General features: G+C 37.6%; 17 protein-coding genes. 5 read left to right on the top strand and 12 right to left on the bottom strand.

What is annotated here, in order from left to right:
- Nucleotides 1-57: 57 nt before the first annotated feature.
- From ESZ36_RS03740 to ESZ36_RS03715, 5 genes are all read right to left on the bottom strand, one after another.
- Nucleotides 58-1,110: a GGDEF domain-containing protein gene (locus ESZ36_RS03740; RefSeq protein WP_246128979.1), complete on the bottom strand. Its 1,053-nt coding sequence runs from the start codon at nt 1,108-1,110 to the stop codon at nt 58-60.
- 314 nt (nt 1,111-1,424) lie between these two features.
- Entirely contained in the window at nt 1,425-4,502 is a 3,078-nt protein-coding gene (locus ESZ36_RS03735) for a ligand-binding sensor domain-containing protein (RefSeq protein ID WP_146783756.1), read from the bottom strand.
- A 402-nt stretch (nt 4,503-4,904) separates the two neighbouring features.
- Entirely contained in the window at nt 4,905-5,570 is a 666-nt protein-coding gene (locus ESZ36_RS03730) for a TorF family putative porin (RefSeq protein WP_146783753.1), read from the bottom strand.
- A 409-nt stretch (nt 5,571-5,979) separates the two neighbouring features.
- On the bottom strand, nt 5,980-6,522 hold the full coding sequence (gene puuR / locus ESZ36_RS03720; RefSeq protein ID WP_146783750.1) for an HTH-type transcriptional regulator PuuR: 543 nt from the start codon (nt 6,520-6,522) through the stop codon (nt 5,980-5,982).
- 77 nt (nt 6,523-6,599) lie between these two features.
- A complete protein-coding gene (locus ESZ36_RS03715) occupies nt 6,600-7,367 on the bottom strand; it encodes a gamma-glutamyl-gamma-aminobutyrate hydrolase family protein (RefSeq protein ID WP_146783746.1) in 768 nt (255 codons plus the stop codon).
- Between the two features lie 253 nt (nt 7,368-7,620).
- On the opposite strand from ESZ36_RS03715, the gene ESZ36_RS03710 reads away from it, so the two are divergent.
- Nucleotides 7,621-8,991: a glutamine synthetase family protein gene (locus tag ESZ36_RS03710; RefSeq protein WP_146783743.1), complete on the top strand. Its 1,371-nt coding sequence runs from the start codon at nt 7,621-7,623 to the stop codon at nt 8,989-8,991.
- A 303-nt stretch (nt 8,992-9,294) separates the two neighbouring features.
- Nucleotides 9,295-10,578 carry an NAD(P)/FAD-dependent oxidoreductase gene (locus ESZ36_RS03705; RefSeq protein ID WP_146783740.1) on the top strand — a complete coding sequence of 428 codons (1,284 nt, stop codon included), beginning with the start codon at nt 9,295-9,297 and terminating at the stop codon, nt 10,576-10,578.
- 373 nt (nt 10,579-10,951) lie between these two features.
- Here ESZ36_RS03705 and ESZ36_RS03695 read toward each other — a convergent pair whose 3' ends face one another.
- The 6 genes from ESZ36_RS03695 to ESZ36_RS03665 form a co-directional block, all read right to left on the bottom strand.
- On the bottom strand, nt 10,952-13,057 hold the full coding sequence (locus tag ESZ36_RS03695) for a methyl-accepting chemotaxis protein (RefSeq protein WP_170235768.1): 2,106 nt from the start codon (nt 13,055-13,057) through the stop codon (nt 10,952-10,954).
- Nucleotides 13,058-13,153: 96 nt separating this feature from the next.
- Nucleotides 13,154-13,957 carry an ABC transporter permease subunit gene (locus ESZ36_RS03690; protein ID WP_146783734.1) on the bottom strand — a complete coding sequence of 268 codons (804 nt, stop codon included), beginning with the start codon at nt 13,955-13,957 and terminating at the stop codon, nt 13,154-13,156.
- A complete protein-coding gene (locus ESZ36_RS03685; RefSeq protein WP_146783731.1) occupies nt 13,957-14,910 on the bottom strand; it encodes an ABC transporter permease subunit in 954 nt (317 codons plus the stop codon). The genes ESZ36_RS03690 and ESZ36_RS03685 overlap by 1 nt, the downstream gene beginning before the upstream one ends.
- A complete protein-coding gene (locus ESZ36_RS03680; RefSeq protein WP_146783728.1) occupies nt 14,907-16,037 on the bottom strand; it encodes an ABC transporter ATP-binding protein in 1,131 nt (376 codons plus the stop codon). Before ESZ36_RS03680 ends, ESZ36_RS03685 begins: the two co-directional genes overlap by 4 nt.
- A gap of 129 nt (nt 16,038-16,166) precedes the next feature.
- A complete protein-coding gene (locus ESZ36_RS03675; protein WP_146783725.1) occupies nt 16,167-17,252 on the bottom strand; it encodes a polyamine ABC transporter substrate-binding protein in 1,086 nt (361 codons plus the stop codon).
- Between the two features lie 505 nt (nt 17,253-17,757).
- Complete coding sequence (locus ESZ36_RS03665; RefSeq protein WP_146783722.1) at nt 17,758-19,176, bottom strand: aldehyde dehydrogenase family protein; 1,419 nt, start codon at nt 19,174-19,176, stop codon at nt 17,758-17,760.
- Nucleotides 19,177-19,430: 254 nt separating this feature from the next.
- Here ESZ36_RS03665 and ESZ36_RS03660 point away from each other — a divergent pair, with 254 nt between their 5' ends.
- Nucleotides 19,431-20,603 (top strand): CaiB/BaiF CoA transferase family protein, encoded by a 1,173-nt coding sequence (locus ESZ36_RS03660; RefSeq protein WP_146783719.1) that lies wholly within the window; start codon nt 19,431-19,433, stop codon nt 20,601-20,603.
- 36 nt (nt 20,604-20,639) lie between these two features.
- Complete coding sequence (locus ESZ36_RS03655; protein WP_146783716.1) at nt 20,640-21,824, top strand: acyl-CoA dehydrogenase; 1,185 nt, start codon at nt 20,640-20,642, stop codon at nt 21,822-21,824.
- A 126-nt stretch (nt 21,825-21,950) separates the two neighbouring features.
- Here ESZ36_RS03655 and ESZ36_RS03650 read toward each other — a convergent pair whose 3' ends face one another.
- Nucleotides 21,951-22,874, bottom strand: coding sequence for a LysR family transcriptional regulator (locus ESZ36_RS03650; protein WP_146783713.1), 924 nt, complete (start codon nt 22,872-22,874; stop codon nt 21,951-21,953).
- 105 nt (nt 22,875-22,979) lie between these two features.
- On the opposite strand from ESZ36_RS03650, the gene ESZ36_RS03645 reads away from it, so the two are divergent.
- Nucleotides 22,980-24,464, top strand: a complete 1,485-nt coding sequence (locus tag ESZ36_RS03645) for an NAD-dependent succinate-semialdehyde dehydrogenase (RefSeq protein WP_146783710.1) — start codon at nt 22,980-22,982, stop codon at nt 24,462-24,464.
- Nucleotides 24,465-24,468: the final 4 nt, after the last annotated feature.

Below are 24,468 nucleotides of genomic sequence, written 5' to 3'. Positions count from 1 at the left end.
AGGTTGTAGATGGGAATCACAATTGCACTCAAGTCTGACTTTTTATAAGTCGGTAGATTAAAACTTTGGAAATATTTGATTTCTGCCTGAATTCTTTGCTTGATATAAGTATTTGTCTGCACTGTTGATAATCTCATCAATACTTTGATTGTCATTGAATTGTTCAATACCCATACTAACCGTTACTTTAATCTCTTTACCTTCGTAATCAACTAAATTATTTTGCAACTTTTCGTTAATTTTTACAGCAACAAGATTGGCATTTTTAGCCAGTGTCTGTGGCAAAATAAATAAAAACTCTTCTCCACCCCAGCGAGCAACAAAATCTTGTTCTCTTATATTGTTGGTAAATATTTTTGCCAGCTCTACCAAAACTATATCGCCAGCATTGTGACCATATTGGTCATTAATTTTTTTAAAATGATCTACATCACATATAATTATAGACAAGGGTTCTTTGCTACGTATCATTCTCGCTTGTTCTTGTTTTAAAATACAGAGCGCATCACGACGATTGGAAAGTTGAGTTAAAGGGTCATAATGAGCAAGTTGTTGGTATTTTTTACTTAATTCTAAGGTGTGTTTATAAGATTTATCTCTTGAATATTCATACAAAGCTGACAGAAAGGTAACGGTTAAAAAAGAATAGAGTAAGCGTAATTTAAACTCAGTGCTGTAGATAGCATGAGCAATAATATCTGTTGGCATAAACATTATGGTACTTATGATTGCAACGAATAGTGCAATATCAATCAAGCCACGCTTTAAACCATGAATAAATACTGAAACAGGGGCAACAATAAATATCCATAAAGGTCCGGTATTCTCAACACCACCTGAATAAACAAGATAGAACATTAATAAATAGAGGGAATAGAGAATAATCGCGGAGCTTAATTCTACATTGTTGTATTTCTTATAAACATAATAACCGAGGAAATAGACAAAAGAAGCGAAGAATAAACTCGCAGCTAAAATGAAATTGTTGTTGAATAGCGCTATGAGTCCCATGACAGCAGAAATTGACATACCCACCAAGGCAAATAAAGAGACAACATGCGCTTGTTGAAGTTCTTCATTTTCGAGACTATTTATTTGGGGGTTGTTCATGCAAAGAATTTAATCCTATTAATGAAATAATCAGATGTCACAGGATAATTTAACATAACACTTTTGTAATAAACACTAGAGTGCTCTTTTTATCAAAATACCAGTGTCCCTAACATTGTGGTGGAAGGTAATCGTGAAAATCTTAGACGTGGGCATAAATCACTAATTAACGAAATTTATCTTTGTCTTATTTACTTAGCGCGTAAGTAAAAAGTCACATACTCATTTAAAAAACTGTAGATAGTTATTGTTCAATGATAATTGGTAACACTTAATTAAATTGATTTGATTTAATTAGAATAAGGCAACATCAGCTAATCGGCTCGGACAACCCTATTTCTGCCATTTTTTTTACCAAGATACAGGGCTTTATCTGCACTCAAAATAATTGAGTCAACGGATGTTTTTTGCTCTGGAGGGATAGTAACAACCCCTATAGTTAAAGTGATAAAGGTACTCGTTTTAGATTTTTCATGAGGAATTTTCATATTCTCTATAGCAAAACATAAACGTTCAGCAACCAGAGTCGATTGTTCCACTGAGGTATTCGGTAGGATAATAGCGAACTCCTCACCACCATAACGACAATTTGCATCTGTCATTCTTGCTACGTTAGTACAAATGCATTGCGCCACTTGTTTTAGGCAACTGTCACCTTGCTGATGACCGTAAAAATCGTTAAATAGCTTGAAGTGATCAATATCGCAAAGAATGAGAGACAATGATTGCTTTTGACGATAATGCCTATTTATCTCTGTTGTCAGTTGTTTATCAAAGTACCGGCGATTATACAGCCCTGTTAACCCATCTTGATAGGTAAGCACTTCCAACTGCTTATTGGCAGCAATTAAGTCACTCGCTTTGGTATTTAAGGAGGCCGTTTTTTCTTCAACCTGTTCTTCAAGTGCTAAAACAAATTGCTTCTGCCTAGCTATTTCTGTTTGTTGTAAGCGGGTTCTGAAATAAATAAAAATGAATACAATAAGTAGTGTTAGTACTGAATATAAACTATATGCCCACCAAGTCTTCCAAGGCGGTGGAGATACATATAAGTTAATAGAGAGTATTTTTTCACCCCACTTACCACTACTGTTAGTTGCTTTGACCAAAAATTTATATGAGCCACCATCTAAATTAGTAAAAGAAGCGATATTTCGATTACCGATATCAATCCAATTGTCATCATACCCTTCTAGCTTATAAGCATACAGATTCGTACTCGGGGAAATGAAATCTAATACGGAGAACTCAAAAGAAAAAAAGTAATCAATGTAAGAAAGTTGAATATCAGTCACATAAGAATAAGGTGTTTCAAGTTTTACCGAGTGTCCCATCTTGTTGAACCCCGTTAAAATAATATTGAACTCACTATTATTAGCTTTAATAGCTGAAGTGTTAAAAAATTCAATACCTCTTTGGCTACTAGTGAAAAGCGTTTCATTTCCACCTTTTACCAGACTATTTGGATAGTAATTTAAACCTAATAAGCCATTATAACTGTCAAAATTGGTCACTTTTCCGGATAATGGATTTAGCCTTGAAATGCCTTTGTTTGTAGTCAGCCATAAATGACCACTATTATCATCTTCAATTGCACGTATCAAAGAAGTAGGTAAGCCATTTTTTCTATTAAAATGTTTAAAACTATTTGTTTCAGGAAGATATAAGTTGAGACCTTTTTGAGTGGCAATCCATATTTTTCCATCTTTCGATTGATGTATATCCTGAACTATTGTTCCCAATAAACTATCTTTCTTTTTATGATCACTTTTAAATGAAACAAATTGTTGATTATTATCATCCCAAAGGTTAACTCCATCGCCCGTTCCAACCCAGATGTTTTGCTGATTATCTTTAAATATCTCCAATATTTCTGGATGAGACAATCCTAAAGAATCATCTAAATGATTAAAAGATTTTGTCAAAGGATCGTAGCGATAGACACCATTTTTATAAGTACCAATCCAAAGGTTTCCATATTTATCAGTATTGAGTGCTCGTAATTCTCTGAATTCGTTATAGCTCGGATCAGACTCAGGATATTTTAATAAATCAACCTGTTTAGTTTTCAAGTTAAATTTTGCTAAGCCATCATCTTGTGCAATCCATAAAATATTATTGCTGCCTAGAAATATTATTGGTTTCTCTAATAGCCGGTTTACCCCATAACCATTTTCATTGCTAAAGATTGGTTTTGATAGTATTTCTAGGGTTTGCGAGGATATTTTCCATTTAAATAATTGAGATGATGACGAAACAATGAGCAAATCACCATTAGCATCAACTGTTATACCATTGGGTGCTGTTAGCGCAGAACTATTAATAGATTTAAATTTACGATGGGGCACTATTTTATATATACCGTGAGTTTCGCTAGTAACCCATATGGTTCTCGAACTATCTTCGAAAACTATTCTCAAACCGTTATTATGCTCAAGTACAAACTGTTCAATTTGAGGACCTGAGTTTGATTGTCGAAACAAGCCTTTACTGGAGACAAACCAAAGATAACCTTCCTGATCTTCAATCATAGAATTGACTTGACCTAGGTATTCATCATCGAGGGTTTTTAAAGGGGTAAAAAGGCCGCTTTGTTTATCGAAAGTAAAGGGGCCTTTTTGTGTGCCGACATAAAGTTTGTTTTTTGAAGTTTTTAAAATACTTCTGATTTCGTTTGCACCCGTGGGGGTAGGATTATCTGGATCAGGGAAAAAATGAGAAAAAGTTTTATTATTTTTATCATATAAATTCAAACCAAAACTAGTCGCAACCCATAAGCTTTGGCTATCATTATCTTCAATATCCCATATTCTATTATGAGATAAACCAAATTCTACATCGTCACTTTGCTCAATATGCTCAAAGGTGTTATTACCAAGATATCGATTTAAACCATGATCATAGGAACCTAACCAAATAGTACCTTCTTGGTCATGAAATAAAGATTGTATGCGGTTAGATGAGATAGAATCGATGCGGAGAGGATCATTAATAAAGTGCTGAAAGTTTCCTGTTTCTGGTTCATAAAGATTAGCTCCTCCTCCCCAAGTACCAACCCATATTCTCCCGTTACGATCTAACATGAGATTGCCAGCATCATTATGCGATAAACCATTTGAACTCATACTATCAAATTCAAAGAGAGTTACTTTTCGGCTATCAAAACGCATAACGCCATTTTCGGCAGTGCCAAACCAAAGTAAATCTTGGTTATCCTGAATGATCGAATATATCTCAGAAGAAACAAAACCATCGTCTTCAGTTAACATCTCTACAGAGTACTCATTAGTAAGCTCTGAAGGGCGCTCATTACTATAAGCTGGAATAAAAATACCAACAAGTAAGATAAAAAAATAGATAAAGCGATTAAAAAGCAATGAAATACATCTCATGACGTTAAAGCTAAGTGACAGCACAAAAAAGCAACACAGCATTATTTTAGTTTATTTAGCAGGCTATATCTATGATAAAAAATCTAAGATTAAGATAAAAATTGGTGCAGTGTCTATTACAAGGTTTTATTTTTAAAGTAAAAATAGGAAAGGTACAGTATGAAGATGCTAGCTGAAATCTTTTTAGTGTCTGATTTTGCTTCTTGAATGAGAGGAAAATTAATCAAAAGGTACAGGTAACTAAGCAACAGCTGGAATAGAGAGGTTGTAAATATTTTCAATAAAATAAACTTGGCTAAAATTTAGGGGGATTTCTGTAGAAGATAAAAAAATTTAGCCTGCTTTTTGACAAGCAGGCTAAATGTAAAGCAAACAGATATTCACGCTATGTGAACAAAGTGCTTAAAATGTACGTGAAACACCTAAAACAAATCGAAAATCTGCATTGTCAGCATCATCAATATCAGTATTTATAACGGCAGCAGTAAAATCAAAATCGTAAAATGTTTTGGCAACTGTTGCGCTGTAATCTACATACTCGGCATCGTCAAATGCATCACCCATGGTATAGCCAGCCTGTAAAGTTAAGGCATACTCTTTAGGTAATTCGATATCATAAGCTGCTGAAATATACTGTGCTGAATCACCGGTATTTACATAATCAGAGGCATAACCAAGCCCTAACGTGAATGAGTTAATATAAGCGTTAAAAAGTAATTCGCCGTAATCAGAGTCATCTGCTGAACTGTAACCTTGATATGTGTAGTAGTTATACATAACATCATAAGAAAAAGTGTCATTAATTTCGCCAAAGTAACCTGCATAGAAATCAATTTCTGCATTTGCATCGTCTTCGAAGTCAACATTCGACGCCCAGACGCCGGCAAAAAATCCACTCTCATGTTCGTAATCTAAACTAGCCTGAATAGCCGGAGAGCTATCTGTTTGACTAACACCTCGGAATACATAATCCGACGTTAATTTTCCTGTAACACTTACTTCTGCAGATACAAGAGGAGCTATAGCCGTAAGCGCGAGTGCTGCTGCTAACAATTTAATTTTATTCATGTTATTCCTTTTTTTATGGTTTTATGGTTTTTAAATTAAATCAAATCACATTAAATACAATCTAATGTACTTTCACTTTTTAATTAACCCCCATATGGGTGCTAAAAAATTAATAACAGCTCGCTTTACAGGCCATACCCGCTCCACTTGAAGATGCTCGTTTCAGGAAGTCTGAGCGATTCATAATCAAGGCGCATTTTTTATTAAGGGTTATTCCCTTAAAAAGAAATGTAACGCAGAGTATGATTTGCTCAGCCTTCCCCAATGGGCTGGTTTAGAAACGCTTTATGCTGCGTTATTGATTTCGACAATAGAATAACTATTCTCTTCAATCAATGCCTTGCCTAAAGGCGTTTCTAATTCCAGCTGAATCATGCATATTCAAGTAGAACGGGTATACATAGTTACGCTAAAAAGAAGGCGGCGTATGCGCACTAATAATTTTACAAACTTTTTTCGATGTATTTTTAAACTTATGCGGTAAGCTTGTCGAAAATTTGTAACTATCACCTTTAGTTAGCTTAAAACTACGTCCTGCCACTGTTATCTCAATACTTCCTTCGATCACCGTACCTGCTTCTTCACCGATATGAGTGATCATATCTTTGCCAGTACTTGATCCGGGTTGATAACGCTCAATCAAAAATGCAAGTTTAGAGTCTGGTTGTGGTGCACCCACCAAATGTAGCTCTACACCGTCACTCCCTACATCAACTAAGGTGTCTTTTTTAAAGACCACTTGCGACTCAGTGGGAATTTCTAAAGTAAAAAACTCAGTAACCGTTAAAGAAACGCCTTCTAAAATTTTCTTTAACGAACTAATAGATGGGCTTACAGCATCTCTTTCTATCATTGAAATAGTGCTGTTTGTTAAGCCAACGCGCTTTGCTAATTCACGTTGTGAAAGCCCATACATTTCTCTAACTTCTTTTAACCTTTTGCCTACGTCCATAATTACCCTTAATAAACTAACTACACTGACAGGCAGTACCTGCGTTGAAAAAGAGTTAGTTTATTACATTAATGGTATTAACTGTATGCTTCATTTCCTTTGTATTTTCTGCAAGCATCACCAAAACTTTTAAATATTTCGGTGTAAAAAGGGTTCTCAGCAATTTTCCACTCAGGGTGCCACTGCAACCCTAAATAATAACTAGCGTTATCGGCTAATGAAAACGCTTCAATTAATCCGTCGGGTGCGGTGCCTTCAACTTTTAACGTATCAGCTAATTTATCAACGCCTTGACCATGCAATGAATTAACTTGTTGGATTAACTCTCCGCCCATAAGCGAAGATAATATACCGGCCTCAGATAAGTTTAAGTCATGAGACACACTGTACTGCTCATCCATAGATACCGATTTATCTTCTCTATGCTCTGTCATATTATCGAGTTCAAATACTTGTTGATGTAATGTTCCGCCAAGTGCGACATTCATCTCTTGAAAACCTCGGCAAATACCTAACACGGGAATTTTCAGCTCTACAGCTTTTTTTAATAAGGTTAAATTAGTGGAATCTCGATTGGGATCACGTGGCATATCGACCCCTAATTCAGTGCCACCAAAATGATGTGGTTCCATATTCGAGTAACTACCTGTTAAATATATACCATCTAAATGCGGTAATATTTCTAACATTGCTTCACCAAAACTAGGAATTAAAACGGGGATGACATCACTACCGGCCATCAAGGCACGAATATATTTATCACCAACAACTTGTTGATGATGAATCCCGTTAAGGCTACTACAACAGGTAATACCGACAATAGGCTTCTGATTTTTACTAACCATCGAATCAATTCCAAATAAGTTACTGCTAAATTTCAATAACTCTAAGGTAAATTAAAAAACTTTGCTTTTCAATGAATATTTTTTACAAAAAGGCAGTAAAATGGTAATAAAGTCATTTTATGTAAAAAATATAGCTTATTTATTTGATTTTACCTTGACGTAGCTATTACAATTACTTACTAATAGATAGTGAAGCAAATATTCATCATTTTGTGATGGGTAAATTATATGTATCAATTTCGAAGGTAACTTTATGATAAAAGTTGGACAGACAACTGAGGTAGAAAATTTTCTCTCCAATCACCCAGAAGTTGAGGCTATAGATGTCCTCATTTCTGATTTAGTCGGCTTTGCTCGAGGAAAGCGTATTGAAAAAAGTAGTTTAGAAAAAATTTATAGCAGTGGTTTAAATATGCCCGCTACGATATTTTCCATGAATGTACTTGGAGAAACCATTGAAGAATGTGGGCTTGGGCAAGATATCGGCGAGCCGGATATGGTTTGTAAACCAATTGCTAACACCCTTCATATGGCCTCTTGGCATGAACGCCCAATAGCGCAAGTATTAATGAGTATGTTCAACCACGATGGAACTCCTTTTTTTGCTGACCCGCGTAATATATTAAGTAAAGTAGTTAGACAATTAGCGGAAATCAATTTATTTCCTGTTGTTGCCGTTGAATTAGAATTTTATCTGTTAGATAAAAACAAAGATAACAAAGGAAATTTACAAGCTCCGATCTCGCCTAAAACGGGTAAAAGAGATGAACATACTCAAGTTTACTCAGTCGATACACTGAATGATTACAGTGCGTTATTAGACGATATCAATAGAGTGTGTATTGAGCAGAATGTACCTGCAGACACCGCAGTAGCTGAGTGTGCGCCTGGACAATTTGAAATAAACTTAAAACATGAGGCCGATCCAGTAACTGCTTGTGATAATGCAATTTTATTAAAGCGTATTATAAAAACGGTTGCTGATAAGCATAATTTTGATGCGACTTTTATGGCTAAGCCTTATTCAAATGAAGCCGGTAGTGGTATGCATGTTCACGCCAGTCTATTAGATGAAAATGGCAACAATGTCTTTGCAGATGACAATAATGATTACAATGAAACATTAGAACACGCCATCGGTGGTTTGCTTGAGCTAATGCCAGCTTCTATGCCGTTGTTATGTCCTAACGTGAATTCTTATCGTCGATTTATGCCAGGGTACTATGTTGCGATGGCAAAAAATTGGGGAGTAGATAACAGAACCGTCGCACTTCGTCTTCCTCGAGGACATAAAAATGCAACACGTATAGAACATAGAGTTTCTGGCGCTGATGCTAACCCATATTTAGTGATGACTGTGCTCTTAGCCTCTATTCATCATGGTATAACCAATAAAATCAAGCCTATAAATCCTACCGTAGGAAATGCGTTTGATGACGACTGTGAAGCTCTACCATTAAAATTAGATAGAGCACTTGCAGAATTAGAAAAAGATCAAATACTTACAAGCTATTTAGGCGAAGCATTTACTAAAAACTATCACATTGTTAAACAAAAAGAGTTAGAGCAATTTGATATGCACATTAGTGAGCTAGAAGTTAAATGGTACTTATCTAATAGCTAATTATACCCGTTCCACTTGAAGATGCAGGATTCAGCTGGAATTATAAACGCCTTTAGGCAAGGTATTGATTGAAGAGAATGGTTATTCCCTTATCGAAATCAATCACGCAGCATAAAGCGTTTATAAACCAGCCCTTTGGGGGGAGCCTGAGCAAACCATACTCGTCGTTACATTTGTTTTTAAGGGAGTGACCCTTAATAAAAAAATGTGCCTTGATTATGATTCGCTCAGTTTTCCTGAAACGAGCATCTTCAAGTGGAGCGGGTATAAATAGTCAATAAATTTAAATTTCAGAGGCAAGTTATGAATCACGTTTCCCACACAGGCTCTTATTATGCGGCAAGTGCTAATGATAAAGTTCAGCGGTCAAAGCTGACAGAAGATATTACCGCTGACATATGCGTTGTTGGTTCTGGTTTTACTGGTTTATCAAGCGCATTACATTTGGCCGAAAAAGGTTTCAAAGTGGTGGTTGTTGAAGGCAGTCGCATTGGTTTTGGCGCTTCAGGTCGAAACGGTGGCCAGTTAGTTAATAGCTACAGTCGAGATATGGACTTTATTGAACGTAATTATGGCAAACATGTTAGTACTGAAATGGGACAAATGGCCTTTGAAGGTAGTCGAATAATTAAACGTTTAATTAACGATTACGACATCAAATGTGATTTAAGACCAGGAGGTGTTTTTGCCGCTTGTAACAACAAACAGCTTGATGAGATGGCTGAAAAGCAAAAACTGTGGGCTAAGCATGGCTACCATGAAACTGAATTATTAAGTGCAAGTGACATTCAAAAGCATGTCGGTACTGAACGTTACGTGGGGGGATTATTAGATAAAGCAGGTGGTCATATTCACCCTCTAAACTTAGCGCTTGGTGAAGCTGCCGCGTTTGAAAAGTTAGGTGGAATAATTTACGAAGACAGTATCGTTGTTGATATTGTTCATGGTAAAAAAGCGGTAATCAAAACGGACTCAGGTAGTGTAACGGCTGATTTTGTTGTTGTAGCTGGCAATGCTTATTTAGAAGGGCTTTTACCTAAGCAACAGAAACAATCAATGCCATGTGGAACGCAAATAATCACCACTGAAGTCTTACCAGAAGCAGTGCAAAAGCAATTATTACCGACCGATGTCTGCGTAGAAGATTGTAACTACCTGTTAGATTACTTCCGCTTATCGGGCGATGGTCGTCTTATCTACGGTGGTGGCACAACCTATGGGGCAAGAGAGCCTTCTAAAATTGAATCAATTATTATTCCTAAAATGTTGAAAACATTCCCTCAACTTAAAGATGTGAAGATTGATTATGCCTGGACAGGTAACTTTTTACTCACGTTAATGCGCTTACCACAATTTGGCCGTATAAATGACAATGTCTATTATGCTCAAGGCTATAGTGGGCATGGTGTTACTTCAACACACTTAGCCGGTAAAGTTATTGCCGATGCAATTAGTGGCCAAGCAGAGCGGTTTGATGTGTTTGCTGGCTTACCTCAATATCCATTCCCTGGTGGTAGGTTATTTAAAACGCCTTACACAGCGATGGGCGCTTGGTATTACGAGATGAGAGATAAGTTAGGTATCTAACCTTTTATACCCAAACTACATGAAGATGCAGGTTTCAGTTGGAATTAGAAACGTTTTTAGCCAAGGCATTGATTGAAGATAATGGTTACTCCCTTATCGAAATCAATAACGTAGGATAAAACGTTTCTAAACCAACCGTATAGGGACGTCTGAGTACTTCATGTTCTTCGTTGCCTCATTTGTTAAGGGAATAACCATTAAGAAAATGAAGCGTCTTGATCATGAATCGCTCAGGCGTCCTGAAACACGCATCTTCAAGTGGTTTGGGTATATGCTCATGTAAACAAAAAAAGCTAACAACTTGTTGTTAGCTTTTTTATTGCCGTTAATTTATGACTTATCAAATTAACTATCAAATCAGTGAACCGATGACTTAAAACTTAAATCGCCCGATGAGCTGTTCTTGATCTTGTCCTGAAACAAGCAGCTCTTCACTCACTTTTAAGGTCTGCTGAGCACTTTGTGCAAGCTCGTCAGTGGTGGTATTTATATTTTGTAAAGTACTACTGATCTCTTCAGAGACATGACTTTGCTCTTCAGCGGCAGAGGCAATATTTGCCGCCATATCAGTCATATTAGTGACTTCTTGCTCAATGACTTCAAAGATAGTTTGCGTTTCCTGTGCTTGTTCCGTGCAAGCCTCGGCTCTTTTAACGTTTTCACTGATGGTTGCAACCATTTCTTTCGTTGAAACTTGTAGCTCATTAATGACGCCTTCAATTTCAAATACTGAGCTGGCCGTTCTACCCGCGAGTGCCCTAACTTCATCAGCAACAACGGCAAAACCGCGACCTAATTCACCTGCTCTTGCTGCTTCGATGGCCGCGTTTAAGGCAAGTAAATTAGTTTGTTCTGCAACTGACTTAATCACGTTTAATACATTCACGATATTATCGCTATTGGTTGATAGTTTATCTACTTGCCCGTTTGAATACTGCATCTGTTCCGCCAGTTTCGAAATGGTGCTGGTGGTTTGCTTTAATTTAATAATACCGTTTGATGCGGCACTTTTAACCTCTTTAGTCGCATCAGCGGTTGAGACTGCATTTTGCGCAACATCGGTAGAGGTTTGTGACATTTCCTCTGCTGCGGTAGCGACCATTTCAATCATGAGTTGTTGGCTAGCTAATTGTGAGTTTGTCGTTGTTGATAACGCTTTACCTGTTTCAGAAGCAGAAAAGGTGGTTTTAACACCTTCTGAAAACTGACCTACAATATTCGCAAGCCCTTCTACAAACTGGTTAAAAGAATGGGCAAGCTGACCCGTTTCATCTTTTGAATTAACCTTGATACGTTGAGTTAAATCTGCATCACCACTGGCAATTTGTTTTAAAGCGTCTGCTACAGCCCTTAAGGGGACTGTTAATTTTTCAGCCATGATAAAGATTATAATACTACCGATGATTAACACCAACAAACTCATATAAAGTACACTGGTAAGTTGGTCTTTAGTGCCTTTATCTAATACTGTCATGGTCTGATTAACTTCATCAGTAATATATTTTTTAGGTACTTCGGTATAAATACTCCACTGAGCGATCCCACCTAAATGAATACGTTTCACCAAAGTAAAACTGCGATCATTTTCACTAATACCTTCATTTAACTCAGTGCTTTTAATTATTTCAGAAAATAAAGCCCCTTGATTAGCACTATTGTTAGAATCAGCTATCACCGCATTATCTTCAGACACAATTAATACTCGACTATTGCCATCAGCAATTTTAGTGGAGAATTCTTCTGCTTTTGTTTGAATATCAGCTAATGCGATATCAATACCCACAACCCCAACGACTTTATTAGCGAATTTAATGGGTATAGCTATTGAGGTCATTAATATGTTTTTACCATCAACTTTGTCGACATAAGGTTCTAATAAACAATTTTGTTGTTTTTCAATAGGGCAAGTAAACCAAGAGTTGTAGGGTTGTCCTGTTGAATTAGGACTCGTATCGTTAATCATCTCCTCAGGCATTATTTCTTCAACAGCCTCACCTTGTTCGTTAAACGCCCAATAAACAGCAAACCTTCCTGCTTCATTTGTTGCTAGATCATCTGCCCCTCTATTTACTTCATCTGCCCCATCAAGTGCATTGGGAAGAAAAACAGCATAAACGCCAACGGCTGATCGATTACTTTCCATAGCACTTTTGATATACATATTTAAAATATGGCGAACATCTTCAGCAGATAAAAAAAGTGCACGAAATTGCACACGTAAAAAAGCAATGTCACTTGCAAGACGGTTAGCTTCATTGATTACTTGACCAAAAAACACTTCATTTCTTGCCGTTTCAGCGTCTGCCGCAATAACCATTGGCATTAAACTACTTTCTTTAATTTTCGGCTTAAGGTAAGTGGACAAAGAGGTTGCGGTTTTATCAACGGAGATTGAGGAGACTATTAATAATGACGTTATTGTTATAACAAGTAATAGTAGAGTGGAAAATATAATTTTTGTTTTTACAGATTTATTCATGTAGTACAAGCCCATCTAGAGTAGAGGTTGTAAAGAAAAAAGGTTGTAAAGTAAAACGATACAACCTTAATAAATGATACTAACAATGAGAGATATTTAGAGTGTTGTTTCCTTTTTTCTCATTTGCCACATAGCTGCTACTACACCAATTGCGACAATTAATATCATGATTGTTGCCAGTGCGTTGACTTCAGGTGACACCCCTAGTCTTATCTTAGAAAATATAACCATAGGCAGAGTACTGTTACCCGGGCCGGAAACAAAACTCGCAATAACCAAGTCATCTAACGACATAGTAAACGCCAGTAACCAACCAGAAATTATCGCGGGAGAGATAATGGGTAAGGTGATTAGAAAAAACAAACTATGTGGTTTTGCACCTAAATCCATGGCAGCTTCTTCTAATGAGTCATCCATCTGTGACAAGCGAGACTGCACAATTACCGCAACATAGGCCATACAAAAGGTAGTATGGGCAATAATAATCGTGGTAATACCTCGTCCTGCGGGCCAGCCTATTAAGTTCTCTAAAGAAACGAACAATAATAATAATGATAAACCGGTGATCACTTCAGGCATAATAAGCGGTGCACTTATCCAACCTGAAACGATCAATTTACCAGGAAACTTACCCATTCGACTTAGCACATAGCCAGCCAAAACCCCGAGAATAACGGATAGCGTTGCGGTTATAAACGCAACTTTCAAACTCACTATGGCCGCATCAATAATTTGTTGGTTGTTAAATAATTCAGCATACCATTTAACAGACCAGCCACCCCATACCGTCACTAGCTTAGATTTGTTAAAGCTATAAATAATTAATGAAAGTATCGGCGCATAAAGAAATATAAATCCAAATAACGATGAGATTGATAAAAACTTTGAATTTCTAGTCATTATTCAACTCCTTCTTTTTTGCCATTACGTAAAAACATAATAGGAACAACTAAAATAAGTAACATCATGGTCGCCACTGCTGAGGCCATTGGCCAGTCTCTATTCTGGAAGAACTCATCCCAAAGCACTCGACCTATCATTAATGTGTCAGACGCACCTAATAAAGCAGGAATAACAAATTCCCCAACGGCAGGTATAAACACTAATAAACAACCCGCTAAAATACCGGGCATAGACATGGGTAAGGTAATCAAGAAAAAGGTTCTAATTGGACCTGCACCCAGATCTTTAGATGCTTCAATTAAGCTACCATCTAGTTTTTCTAAGGTGGTATACAAAGGTAATATCATAAAAGGTAAGTAGGTGTAGACAATACCAATGTATACGGCAAAGTCGGTTTGTAACATTTGAATAGGTTGATCGATAAGGCCAATGCCTTGTAAAAACTCATTCACAATACCGTTCTTTTTAAGAAAACCCATCCAGGCATAAACTCTTAATAAAAATGAAGTCCAAAAAGGTAAGATAACAAGCGTTAATAAAAGCGTTCGCATGGTGCCTGTTTTACTTGCAATAAAATAGGCCATAGGAAAGCCAATTAATAAAGTAAAAAAAGTAGAGACAGCGGCGATCTTAACTGAACTTAAATAGGCATCTAAATAAAAGGAGTCTTCAAAAAGGTATAAATAATTTCCGAGTTTTATTTTTACATCAATAATTGCATCTTCTACATTCCAAGCAAACATATCTGTATAAGGAGGTACAGCTATAGCAGATTCAGCCAGTGAAATTTTAAACACAACTAAAAAAGGAATAAAGAAAAATAAGGCTAACCATAATGAAGGGATAGAGATAACAGAATATCTACCCCAGCGAATTTTCTTTAATGAACTAAATCGAGTTTTGACTGTGTCATAACGACCGAGCCAAAAAGTGCCGGTTACTTTACTCATGATGTTAATACCACGCTGCTGTCGTCATCCCATGCAAGGTAAACAAAGTCATCCCATGTTAATGGATTGCGGTTTTCTCTGACAAGATTAGGTAAGGTGACACGAACAATTACGCCACTCTTCAACTTGACCCTAAAAATTGAAAGGTTGCCCATATAGGCAATGTCGATGATTTGACCGTGCAAGCAGTTATATTCTTGGTCTGGCTTTCTTCGGGTGACTTTCATTTTTTCAGGACGAACAGCAACGGTCACTTTTTGATTTGGTGCACAGCTAATGCCATGATTTACAAAAAAGTTACAGCCAGCTTCTTTTGACTTTATTTTTACATGCTCAACTTCATCTTCATAAATACGACCCTCAAATAAATTAATAGAGCCAACAAATTCTGCAACAAAACGGCTGCTTGGGTATTCATAAACATCGCGAGGTTCATCAACTTGGGTAATAATACCATTACCCATGACGCCAATGCGGGTAGCCAGAGTCATGGCTTCTTCTTGGTCATGAGTTACCACAACAAAGGTAACGCCTAATTTATCTTGAATATTGACTAGTTCAAATTGAGTTTCTTCTCTAAGTTTTTTATCTAATGCGCCTAAAGGTTCATCAAGTAAAAGTAATTTAGGGCGTTTGATCAGTGATCTAGCTAAAGCGACACGCTGACGCTGGCCACCTGATAGTTGGTCAGGTTTTCTATCAGCAAATGCTTCTATTTGCATCATGCTAAGCATTTCAGCAACACGTTGTTCGATTTCTTTTTTGGGAACATTGTCTCGCTTTAAACCAAAAGCAATATTCTTTGCGACGGACATATGAGGGAATAATGCGTATGACTGAAACATCATATTTATCGGTCGATTCCATGGTTCAATATTAGCCATATCAACGCCATCGATGAGTACCTGACCAGAGGTCAAATCTTCAAAGCCTGCCAATATCCTTAACAGGGTACTTTTTCCTGATCCCGAACCTCCTAATAAACAAAATAATTCATTTTCATAAATATCTAATGAAACATTATCTACAGCGGTAAATTCACCGAACTTTTTAGTAACGTTTTTTATTTGAATAAAAGGTTTAGCGCCATCTTGTTTCCAAAGAGGCATAGTTGTTTCTTGAGTCATTCGAGATTCCTAGGGATATTTTCTACAGGATTTAGATGTTTGTTATTGTTATTAGGTTCTGATGAATAAGAGCAAATTAATGCCTTAAAACATAAGGGCAGCCAATGCCCTTATGATCAATGATTAAAACTATCTACCTGTTTTTATTTGTGTCCACGCACGCGTTAATTTACGATCAAAACGAGAGGTGTGAGCAAGTTGAGAAAACAGGTTTTCTTTTGTTTCACCAACCGGATAAATACCGATATTTGATTTAATGTCGTCGTTAACAAACTTAGTAGCAGCTTCATTAGCAACAGCATAATAAACATAGTTAGAAATACCAGCACCTGTTTCAGCTTTTAGTATGTAGTTGATAAAGGCATAAGCTTCTTTCTTGTGAGGCGCATCAGCAGGAATTGCCATCATATCGAACCAAGCAATGGTGCCTTCTTTAGGAATTAAGTATTCTACTTTAATGCCTTGTCCAGCTTCACTTGCACGACTATTAGCTTGCAACATATCGCCGTTATAACCTAACGCTACACAAATGTCGCCATTGGCTAAATCAGCAATTAGGCGGCTTGAGTCAAAGTATTTATAATGAGGACGAGCCTTTTTAATCATCGCTTTTGTTGCTTTAAGATCTTTATCACTTTCAGAATTAGGATCTAAACCAGCATAGTTTAATGCGATAGACATAACTTCAGCGGGTGAGTCTAAAATGCCAATACCACAATCAGCTAGCTTCGCTGCGACTTCAGGCTTAAAGATAAGATCTAAGCTATTAAGTTCCACATCACCTAAGCGCGCTTTAACCATATCCGTATTAATACCTAGACCAATCGTTCCCCAAGTATAAGGCACACTGTGCTTGTTACCTGGATCATGAAGCGCCATTTTACCAGCCATTGCTTTATCAATGTTATTGTAATTGGACAGGTTGTTTTTATCGATTTGTGCGTAAATACCCGCTTTTGCTTGTCGTTCTAAAAACGAACCTGTTGGTACCACAACATCATAACCTGAACCACCGGCCATCAATTTAGCTTCGAGGATTTCATTAGAATCATAAACATCGTAGTTAACTTTGATACCTGTTTCTTTCTCAAACTGTTTAATCGCTGCAGGGTCAATATAATCTGACCAGTTATAAACGTTAACTACTTTATCTGATGCAGATGCGGCCAGTGAAGCAAGCATTGTTGTTATTAGTAATATACTTTTCTTTTTCATAGTTCATACCCTGTTTTTGTTTGTTATTTACTTAATAAAGCTCTTTTAAAACTCAGAATGATGCTTTCGTGTTAAATATATTCTTCAATCCTTACTTATAAAAACATAGTCAGGTAAATAAATCAACACCCTTTTAGGGGAAATTAAAGCTTCTAAGTAAATATAATTAAAATTTCAAAGACGAGGGTCTGTTGAACTTTAGCGGTTAAACTTTGTTCGCTTTTTTTTAAGAGAGTAAAACGTTTTATTCGCGGCGAGTAGTGTGCAGCCTAGTAACTCTAGGCAAATACTACTTAACAAAAAGTAAAACGTTTTTAGTCGAATTCTTCGGACAGCGTTTGTTGGTTATTTTTACGGCGTTATCATCTTTTTATGTGACGCGACATGGATGGTGTTATTAGACAATGCAGGAGCGTATTGTCCTGAACAACCACATGACAAAGACTCTGCCTTGTCTAAACACCCCAAAATCGCTGCAAAAACAATCTTGTAAGTTCAATAGAACCTAACGACTGGTCGCTTTAATTTCTAAATAATCGTCAAAGCCATAGGTTCCCCACTCACGACCGTTTCCTGATTGTTTATAACCACCAAACGGAGAGGTGTAATGATGTGAAGCCCAGTTAATCCTTACCATGCCGGCTCTCATCTGCCTTGCAACACGGCTCGCTTTTGTTTCGTCAGGAGTATTGATATAGGCAGCTAAACCATAAGGAGAATCGTTTGCTAACGTGATCGCTTCTTGCTCATCTTTGAAAGGAATGATCACCAGAACGGGGCCAAATACTTCATCTTGCGCGATGTTCATTTTATTGTTCACATTTGAAAATATTGTCGGTTTGGTGAAATGACCCAATTCAAAACCTTCAGGCTTACCGAGTCCACCGGCTGATAATGTAGCACCTGATTCTATGGCTTCTTTGATCATGCTTTGTACTTTATCAAAGTGGGCTTTGCTAACTAATGGCCCAATATGATTACCTGGCTTATCAGCACTATCGACTTTTATGTTATTAGCCACTTGAGTCGCTATTTTTACTGCATCATCATAAACGGACTCTTGCACTAGCATGCGTGTTGGTGCATTACATGATTGACCCGTATTTTCCATACAGCCGATAACACCTTTGGTCACGATAGCTTCTAGGTCTACATCGTCAAATATAATGTTCGGTGATTTACCGCCTAATTCTAATGCCACTCGCTTTACGGTATCTGCGGCAGATTTTGAAATTAATGAGCCTGCTCTAGTTGAGCCAGTAAAAGAAACCATATCAATATCTTGGTGAGATGATATGGCAGAGCCAACGCCCATTCCATCACCATTAACCAGATTAAAAACCCCTGCTGGGAAACCGGCATCATCAATTATTTTGGCAAAAACATGGGCCGATAAAGGCGCAATTTCACTTGGTTTTAAGACCACGGTGCAACCTGTAGCTAATGCGGGAGCAACTTTGCAAACAATTTGATTAATCGGCCAGTTCCACGGCGTAATAAATCCACAAACACCTATCGGCTCATGAGTTATGGTGGCATTTCCTGAGGTGTGCTGAAATTCGTAATTTTTTAAAGCATCTAATGCCGTTTGAATATGACCTCGGCCACAATCAGCTTGAGCAGCCGTGGCAAAATCGATTGGCGCGCCCATTTCTTGGGAAATAGCCTGCGCCATTTCGTCATAACGATTCATATAGGCACTTAATAGTTTCTCTAATAGTGCAATACGCTCTTCTCTTGAACTAAAACCGTAATGATTAAATGCGTTTCTAGCCGCGGTAACGGCTTTATCAACATCAACAGTAGTGCCTAGAGAAATAATACCAATTTGACGTTCATTTGAAGGATTTTCAACGATAAAGTCATTTGGTTTTTCTGGAGAGACCCATTGTCCGTTAATATAAAAGTGGCTTAAATTTTTCATAAACACATTGCCTTATAGCATATTTTAAATAATTCTAGTGTTGGATAAAATAAACAATAAAGCGTAAAACATCAATAAATATTAAAATTTTGTTGTAAATAACACTTCAATAAGGTTATAAACGGTTATGTAAAAAATGGATATGTTTCCTTTGAATTTGTAATCGACTCAGTGGATTTATCATGAGGTAAATGGTGCCTCAGTTTTTTAACTTAAAAGCGTAGTAATCATCACTCTCACTTAAGGAGCATTTAATGGCAGGCCCACTCACCGGAATTAAAGTACTCGATCTAAGCCGAATTTTAGCAGGCCCTTGGGCTACACAAGTATTGGCTGATTATGGTGCTGAAGTGTGGAAGATAGAACGACCTGAAAAGGGAGATGATACTCGCCACTGGGGTCCTCCTTATGTGAAAGATGAGCAGGGTGATGATACTGCGGAATCAGCTTATTACCTTGCCGCTAATCGAGGTAAAAAGTCGATTGAAGTAGATATGACAAGTCCTGAAGGACAAGCAGCAATATATAAGTTAGTAGAACAAGCAGATATTGTCGTTGAAAATTATAAGGTTGGCGGGCTAAAAAAATACGGCTTAGATTATGAGAGTATTAAAAATATCCGTAAAGATGTTATCTATTGTTCAATAACAGGATTTGGCCAAGATGGCCCGTATGCGAATAGAGCGGGTTACGATGCGATGATTCAAGCGATGGGAGGATTGATGAGCATTACCGGAGAAAAAGATTCGTTACCCGGTGGAGGACCACAAAAAGTAGGAGTCGCGACAACGGACTTAATGACAGGTATGTATGCTGTATCGGGTATTTTAGCTGCGTTATATCATCGAACTCAAACGAACGAAGGTCAACAGATAGATATTGCACTGTTAGATACGCAAGTAGCCTGCTTAGCAAATCAAGGCAGTAGTTATTTAGTAAGTGGGGAAGTGCCACAAAGATTAGGGTCGGCTCATCCAAATATTGTTCCATATCAAGCCATGAAAGTGCAAGATGGTTATATCCTGTTAGCCGTTGGAAATGATGTTCAATTTCAAAAATGTTGCAACGTATTGGGTTGCATAGATGTTGGCGATAATAAACAGTTTGCAACAAATGCATTACGAGTAAAGCATCGTGAAACACTTATCCCCTTACTTGAATCTTACTTTATCAAAGAAAAATTAGATTATTGGTTAGCAGCACTTTCAGAAGTACATGTACCTTGTGGTCCAATTAATTCAATTGACCGTGTGTTTGAAAATCCACAAATTAAACATCGTAAAATGGCTTTTGAGCTAGATCACCCGACCGCAGGTAAAGTGCCTCAGGTTGGCAATCCGGTAAGATTTTCACAAACACCCATTACTTATCACGCTGCTCCCCCTACATTAGGGCAGCACACCGATGAAATATTAAAATCAAAGTAAACTTAACTAAATCTACATTTATAACGGAGGAATAAGATGACAAATTCAGTACTAAACAATTGGGATGACATACTTTTACTTAACGACCAATTATCAGAAGATGAACGAATGGTGCGTGACATGGCGCATACCTTTTGCCAAGAAGAGTTAATGCCTGGTGTATTAATGGCGAATCGTAATGAGGACTTTGACCCAAATATCATGCGTCAGTTTGGTGAGCTTGGGTTATTAGGCGCAACCATTGATGGTTACGGTTGTTCAGGTGTTAACTACGTAAGTTATGGCTTGGTCGCTCGTGAAGTAGAACGTGTAGACAGTGGGTATAGAAGTGCAATGAGCGTGCAATCCTCATTAGTTATGCATCCTATTAATGCGTACGGTACCACGGAGCAAAAAGAAAAATATTTGCCTAAGCTTGCTACAGGTGAGTACATAGGTTGTTTCGGTTTAACAGAACCGGGTTCAGGCTCTGATCCTTCGAGTATGATCACTCGGGCGAAGAAAGTAGACGGTGGTTATCGTTTAACTGGGGCAAAAATGTGGATCACCAATTCACCTATCGCCGATGTCTTTGTCGTGTGGGCAAAAAATGAAGCCGAAGGAAATAAAATTTGCGGTTTTGTTTTAGAAAAAGGCATGGAAGGTTTATCGGCACCAAAAATTGAAGGTAAAATATCTTTACGTACCTCAATTACGGGTGAAATTGTAATGGATAATGTTTTTGTGCCAGAAGAAAATATGTTTCCTGAAATACGCGGTTTAGCGGGGCCATTTGGTTGTTTAAATATGGCGAGATATGGTATTTCTTGGGGGGCTCTGGGTGCGGCTGAATTCTGTTGGCATGGTGCACGTCAGTACGGTTTAGATCGTATTCAATTTAAACGTCCGCTTGCACAAACACAGTTATTCCAAACTAAACTCGCTAATATGCAAACCGAAATATCGTTAGGCTTACAGGCATCACTACGTGTTGGTCGTATTATTGATACCAAAAAGTGGGATCCTACTATGATATCAATGGTTAAGCGTAACAACTGTGGTAAGTCACTTGATATTGCTCGTATGGCTCGTGACATGCATGGCGGTAACGGTATTTCAGATGAGTTTCATGTGATTCGTCATATGGTTAATTTAGAAACTGTAAATACCTATGAGGGGACGTACGATGTGCATGGTTTAATACTCGGTCGTGCGCAAACGGGTTTACAAGCCTTCTACTAAATTAATATTATTTCCGCTAAAGAAGTAAACAGGGGTTATACCAATGGGTATAACCCCTGTTTTTTATACGCGAGGCAGATTGTTTCAGTTTGCATAGAACACGTAGTTTAAGTGGTTTGGGTATATTTACAGCTCAAATACCTCGGAAAATACACTTTTTAATAACTCAATTTTTTTGACTTCTCTGGGGGTTTTCTTACTCACTAAAGATAATCTAAATTGATAATGATGACTGTTGGGTTTTATTATTCTTATCTCGCCACGGTTTAGTTCTGCTTGAATAAAACTTTGTTGCATAAAGCCTATATAACAGCCAGATAGAATCATCGCTTTACGGGTATCAAATTGATAAGACTTTGCTGATAAATTAAGTTTTTCTAATTGTTGTTTACCGGCTAAATCTATATTGATGCCAGGGTGTATAGCAGCGGCTTCCCCTAATATTTCTTCAGATATAGCAGTATCAACTTGATTAAAAAAAGGATGTTGCTTGCCACAGCATAAATAAATGGACTCACTAAATAGCGGTTGGTATTGCAATCCTTCTATTTGCTGATAGCTCGGAAACAAAGCTATATGGGCTTTATCTTTTAGCAGAGATTTCTCTATATTTGAGATAGAGTCTCCATCTAACACTAAGTGTAAATTCGGTGAAACATCATTAATTTTTTTAATAACTTGCGCCATTTTATGCTGTTTGCTTTCGTCAAGTTGATCAGCACACAAAATTATTAATTCGCCACTTAATTCACTGCCTAAGCTATCAATTAATAAAGAGAAATCATCCATTGTGGCAAATAAATCAAGTACAGCTTGGTAAACAGCCTGGCCATCTTCAGTTAAAGAAAAACCACCTCGGCCGCGTAAACACAATTTTAATTTCATACGAGTTTCTAAATTAGACATATGCACACTAATGGTTGAACGCGTTATCCCTAATGCATTAGCTGCCGAGGAAAATCCGCCATGTTCGACCACGGAGATGAAAATACGCAGCAAACGTAAATCATATTCACTAACCGGTTTAGGAATAATCGAGTGTTTATACATGTTTTGTCTACTTCAAACTAAAGGTTTATTGTTTTGTATTTAACCTTAATTAAAACTAGGTTTCAATACCGTTATTGTTTATTAAATAACTAGCGAGATAAAACCATGACTGAAGTTACTTGTAATTTAGAAGCCGCGGGCATAAAAGACAGCCAGCTTATCAAACCATTTTCATATATTAACGGCAGTTGGCATAGCAGTGAAACGCAATTTCCAGTAATCAACCCATCGACAGGGGAAGTTGTTGCTCAAGTGAGTAATGCTGATGTAGCCGAAACTGAATTGGCCGTGTCTGCTGCCAAAGGTGCATTAAAAATGTGGTCTGCTAAATCAGCCAATGAACGTGCAACTTTATTACGTAATTGGTTTAATTTAGTGATGGAAAATCAAGATGACCTAGGGCGTATCTTAACGTTAGAGCAAGGTAAACCTTTGGCTGAAGCTAAAGGTGAAATTGCTTATGGTGCGGCATTCTTAGAATGGTTTGCTGAAGAAGGTAAACGCGTTTATGGCGATACCATCCCTGCGCTTTCGAGTGATAAAAAAATTGTTGTTATTAAGCAGCCAGTTGGTGTAGTTGCTTCTATTACCCCATGGAACTTCCCAAATGCGATGATTGCTCGTAAAGCCGCTGCTGCATTAGCTGCAGGCTGTACCTTTGTTGTTAGACCCTCTGAGTCAACGCCGTTATCGGCATTAGCGATGGCTGAATTAGCAGAGCGAGCAGGTATTCCAGCTGGCGTATTTAATGTTGTTGTTGGTAGTAACTCTCGAGGTATGGGACAAGTATTAACACAACATCCTGATGTTGCAAAATTCACATTCACCGGTTCGACAGGCGTTGGTAAATTGTTATTGACTCAATGTGCAACAACCGTGAAAAAAGTATCAATGGAATTAGGTGGTAATGCACCATTCATTGTCTTTAATGATGCTGACATTGACGCTGCTGTACAAGGCGCGATTATTTCTAAATACCGTAATGCAGGTCAAACTTGTGTTTGTACCAATCGTATTCTTGTACAACAAGGCGTATTAGAAGAATTTACAGAAAAATTCAAAAATGCAGTAGCTGAATTACACATTGGTGATGGTTTAGTCGAGGGCGTTAACCTTGGCCCAATGATTACAGACAAAGCGGTCTGTGATGTTGAAAAATTAGTTGCCGACTCTATCGCTGCAGGTGCAAAAGTTGCCTTTGGCGGACAGCGCTCAGAAGCAGGTGAGCTGTTCTATCAGCCAACTATTCTCACTGGCGTTACCAATGATATGCCAATTGCAGCCAATGAAATCTTTGGCCCAGTATCACCTATTATTGCTTTTGAAACGGAAGAAGAAGCGATTGAACTTGCCAACGATACAGAATACGGCTTAGCGGCGTATTTCTATTCTCGTGACATTGGTACGGTTTGGCGAGTTGCTGAAGGCCTTGAGTTTGGCATGGTTGGTATTAATGAAGGCATTATTTCTAACGCCGCCGCCCCATTTGGTGGTGTTAAGCAATCGGGTAATGGCCGAGAAGGTTCAAAATACGGTTTGGATGATTACTTAGAAATTAAGTACCTATGTATGGGCGGTTTAGATAAATAATTTC

Source organism: Colwellia demingiae, assembly GCF_007954275.1.
Classification (GTDB): Bacteria; Pseudomonadota; Gammaproteobacteria; order Enterobacterales; family Alteromonadaceae; genus Colwellia; species Colwellia demingiae.
This window is presented reverse-complemented; position numbering and strand designations above follow the sequence as displayed.

What these genes read in the sequence shown, in the direction of transcription:
- ESZ36_RS03740 (WP_246128979.1), bottom strand. Translation starts at nt 1,110, where the DNA reads ATGAACAACCCCCAAATAAATAGTCTCGAAAATGAAGAACTTCAACAA.
- ESZ36_RS03735 (WP_146783756.1), bottom strand. Translation starts at nt 4,502, where the DNA reads ATGAGATGTATTTCATTGCTTTTTAATCGCTTTATCTATTTTTTTATC.
- ESZ36_RS03730 (WP_146783753.1), bottom strand. Translation starts at nt 5,570, where the DNA reads ATGAATAAAATTAAATTGTTAGCAGCAGCACTCGCGCTTACGGCTATA.
- puuR (WP_146783750.1), bottom strand. Translation starts at nt 6,522, where the DNA reads ATGGACGTAGGCAAAAGGTTAAAAGAAGTTAGAGAAATGTATGGGCTT.
- ESZ36_RS03715 (WP_146783746.1), bottom strand. Translation starts at nt 7,367, where the DNA reads ATGGTTAGTAAAAATCAGAAGCCTATTGTCGGTATTACCTGTTGTAGT.
- ESZ36_RS03710 (WP_146783743.1), top strand. Translation starts at nt 7,621, where the DNA reads ATGATAAAAGTTGGACAGACAACTGAGGTAGAAAATTTTCTCTCCAAT.
- ESZ36_RS03705 (WP_146783740.1), top strand. Translation starts at nt 9,295, where the DNA reads ATGAATCACGTTTCCCACACAGGCTCTTATTATGCGGCAAGTGCTAAT.
- ESZ36_RS03695 (WP_170235768.1), bottom strand. Translation starts at nt 13,057, where the DNA reads ATGAATAAATCTGTAAAAACAAAAATTATATTTTCCACTCTACTATTA.
- ESZ36_RS03690 (WP_146783734.1), bottom strand. Translation starts at nt 13,957, where the DNA reads ATGACTAGAAATTCAAAGTTTTTATCAATCTCATCGTTATTTGGATTT.
- ESZ36_RS03685 (WP_146783731.1), bottom strand. Translation starts at nt 14,910, where the DNA reads ATGAGTAAAGTAACCGGCACTTTTTGGCTCGGTCGTTATGACACAGTC.
- ESZ36_RS03680 (WP_146783728.1), bottom strand. Translation starts at nt 16,037, where the DNA reads ATGACTCAAGAAACAACTATGCCTCTTTGGAAACAAGATGGCGCTAAA.
- ESZ36_RS03675 (WP_146783725.1), bottom strand. Translation starts at nt 17,252, where the DNA reads ATGAAAAAGAAAAGTATATTACTAATAACAACAATGCTTGCTTCACTG.
- ESZ36_RS03665 (WP_146783722.1), bottom strand. Translation starts at nt 19,176, where the DNA reads ATGAAAAATTTAAGCCACTTTTATATTAACGGACAATGGGTCTCTCCA.
- ESZ36_RS03660 (WP_146783719.1), top strand. Translation starts at nt 19,431, where the DNA reads ATGGCAGGCCCACTCACCGGAATTAAAGTACTCGATCTAAGCCGAATT.
- ESZ36_RS03655 (WP_146783716.1), top strand. Translation starts at nt 20,640, where the DNA reads ATGACAAATTCAGTACTAAACAATTGGGATGACATACTTTTACTTAAC.
- ESZ36_RS03650 (WP_146783713.1), bottom strand. Translation starts at nt 22,874, where the DNA reads ATGTATAAACACTCGATTATTCCTAAACCGGTTAGTGAATATGATTTA.
- ESZ36_RS03645 (WP_146783710.1), top strand. Translation starts at nt 22,980, where the DNA reads ATGACTGAAGTTACTTGTAATTTAGAAGCCGCGGGCATAAAAGACAGC.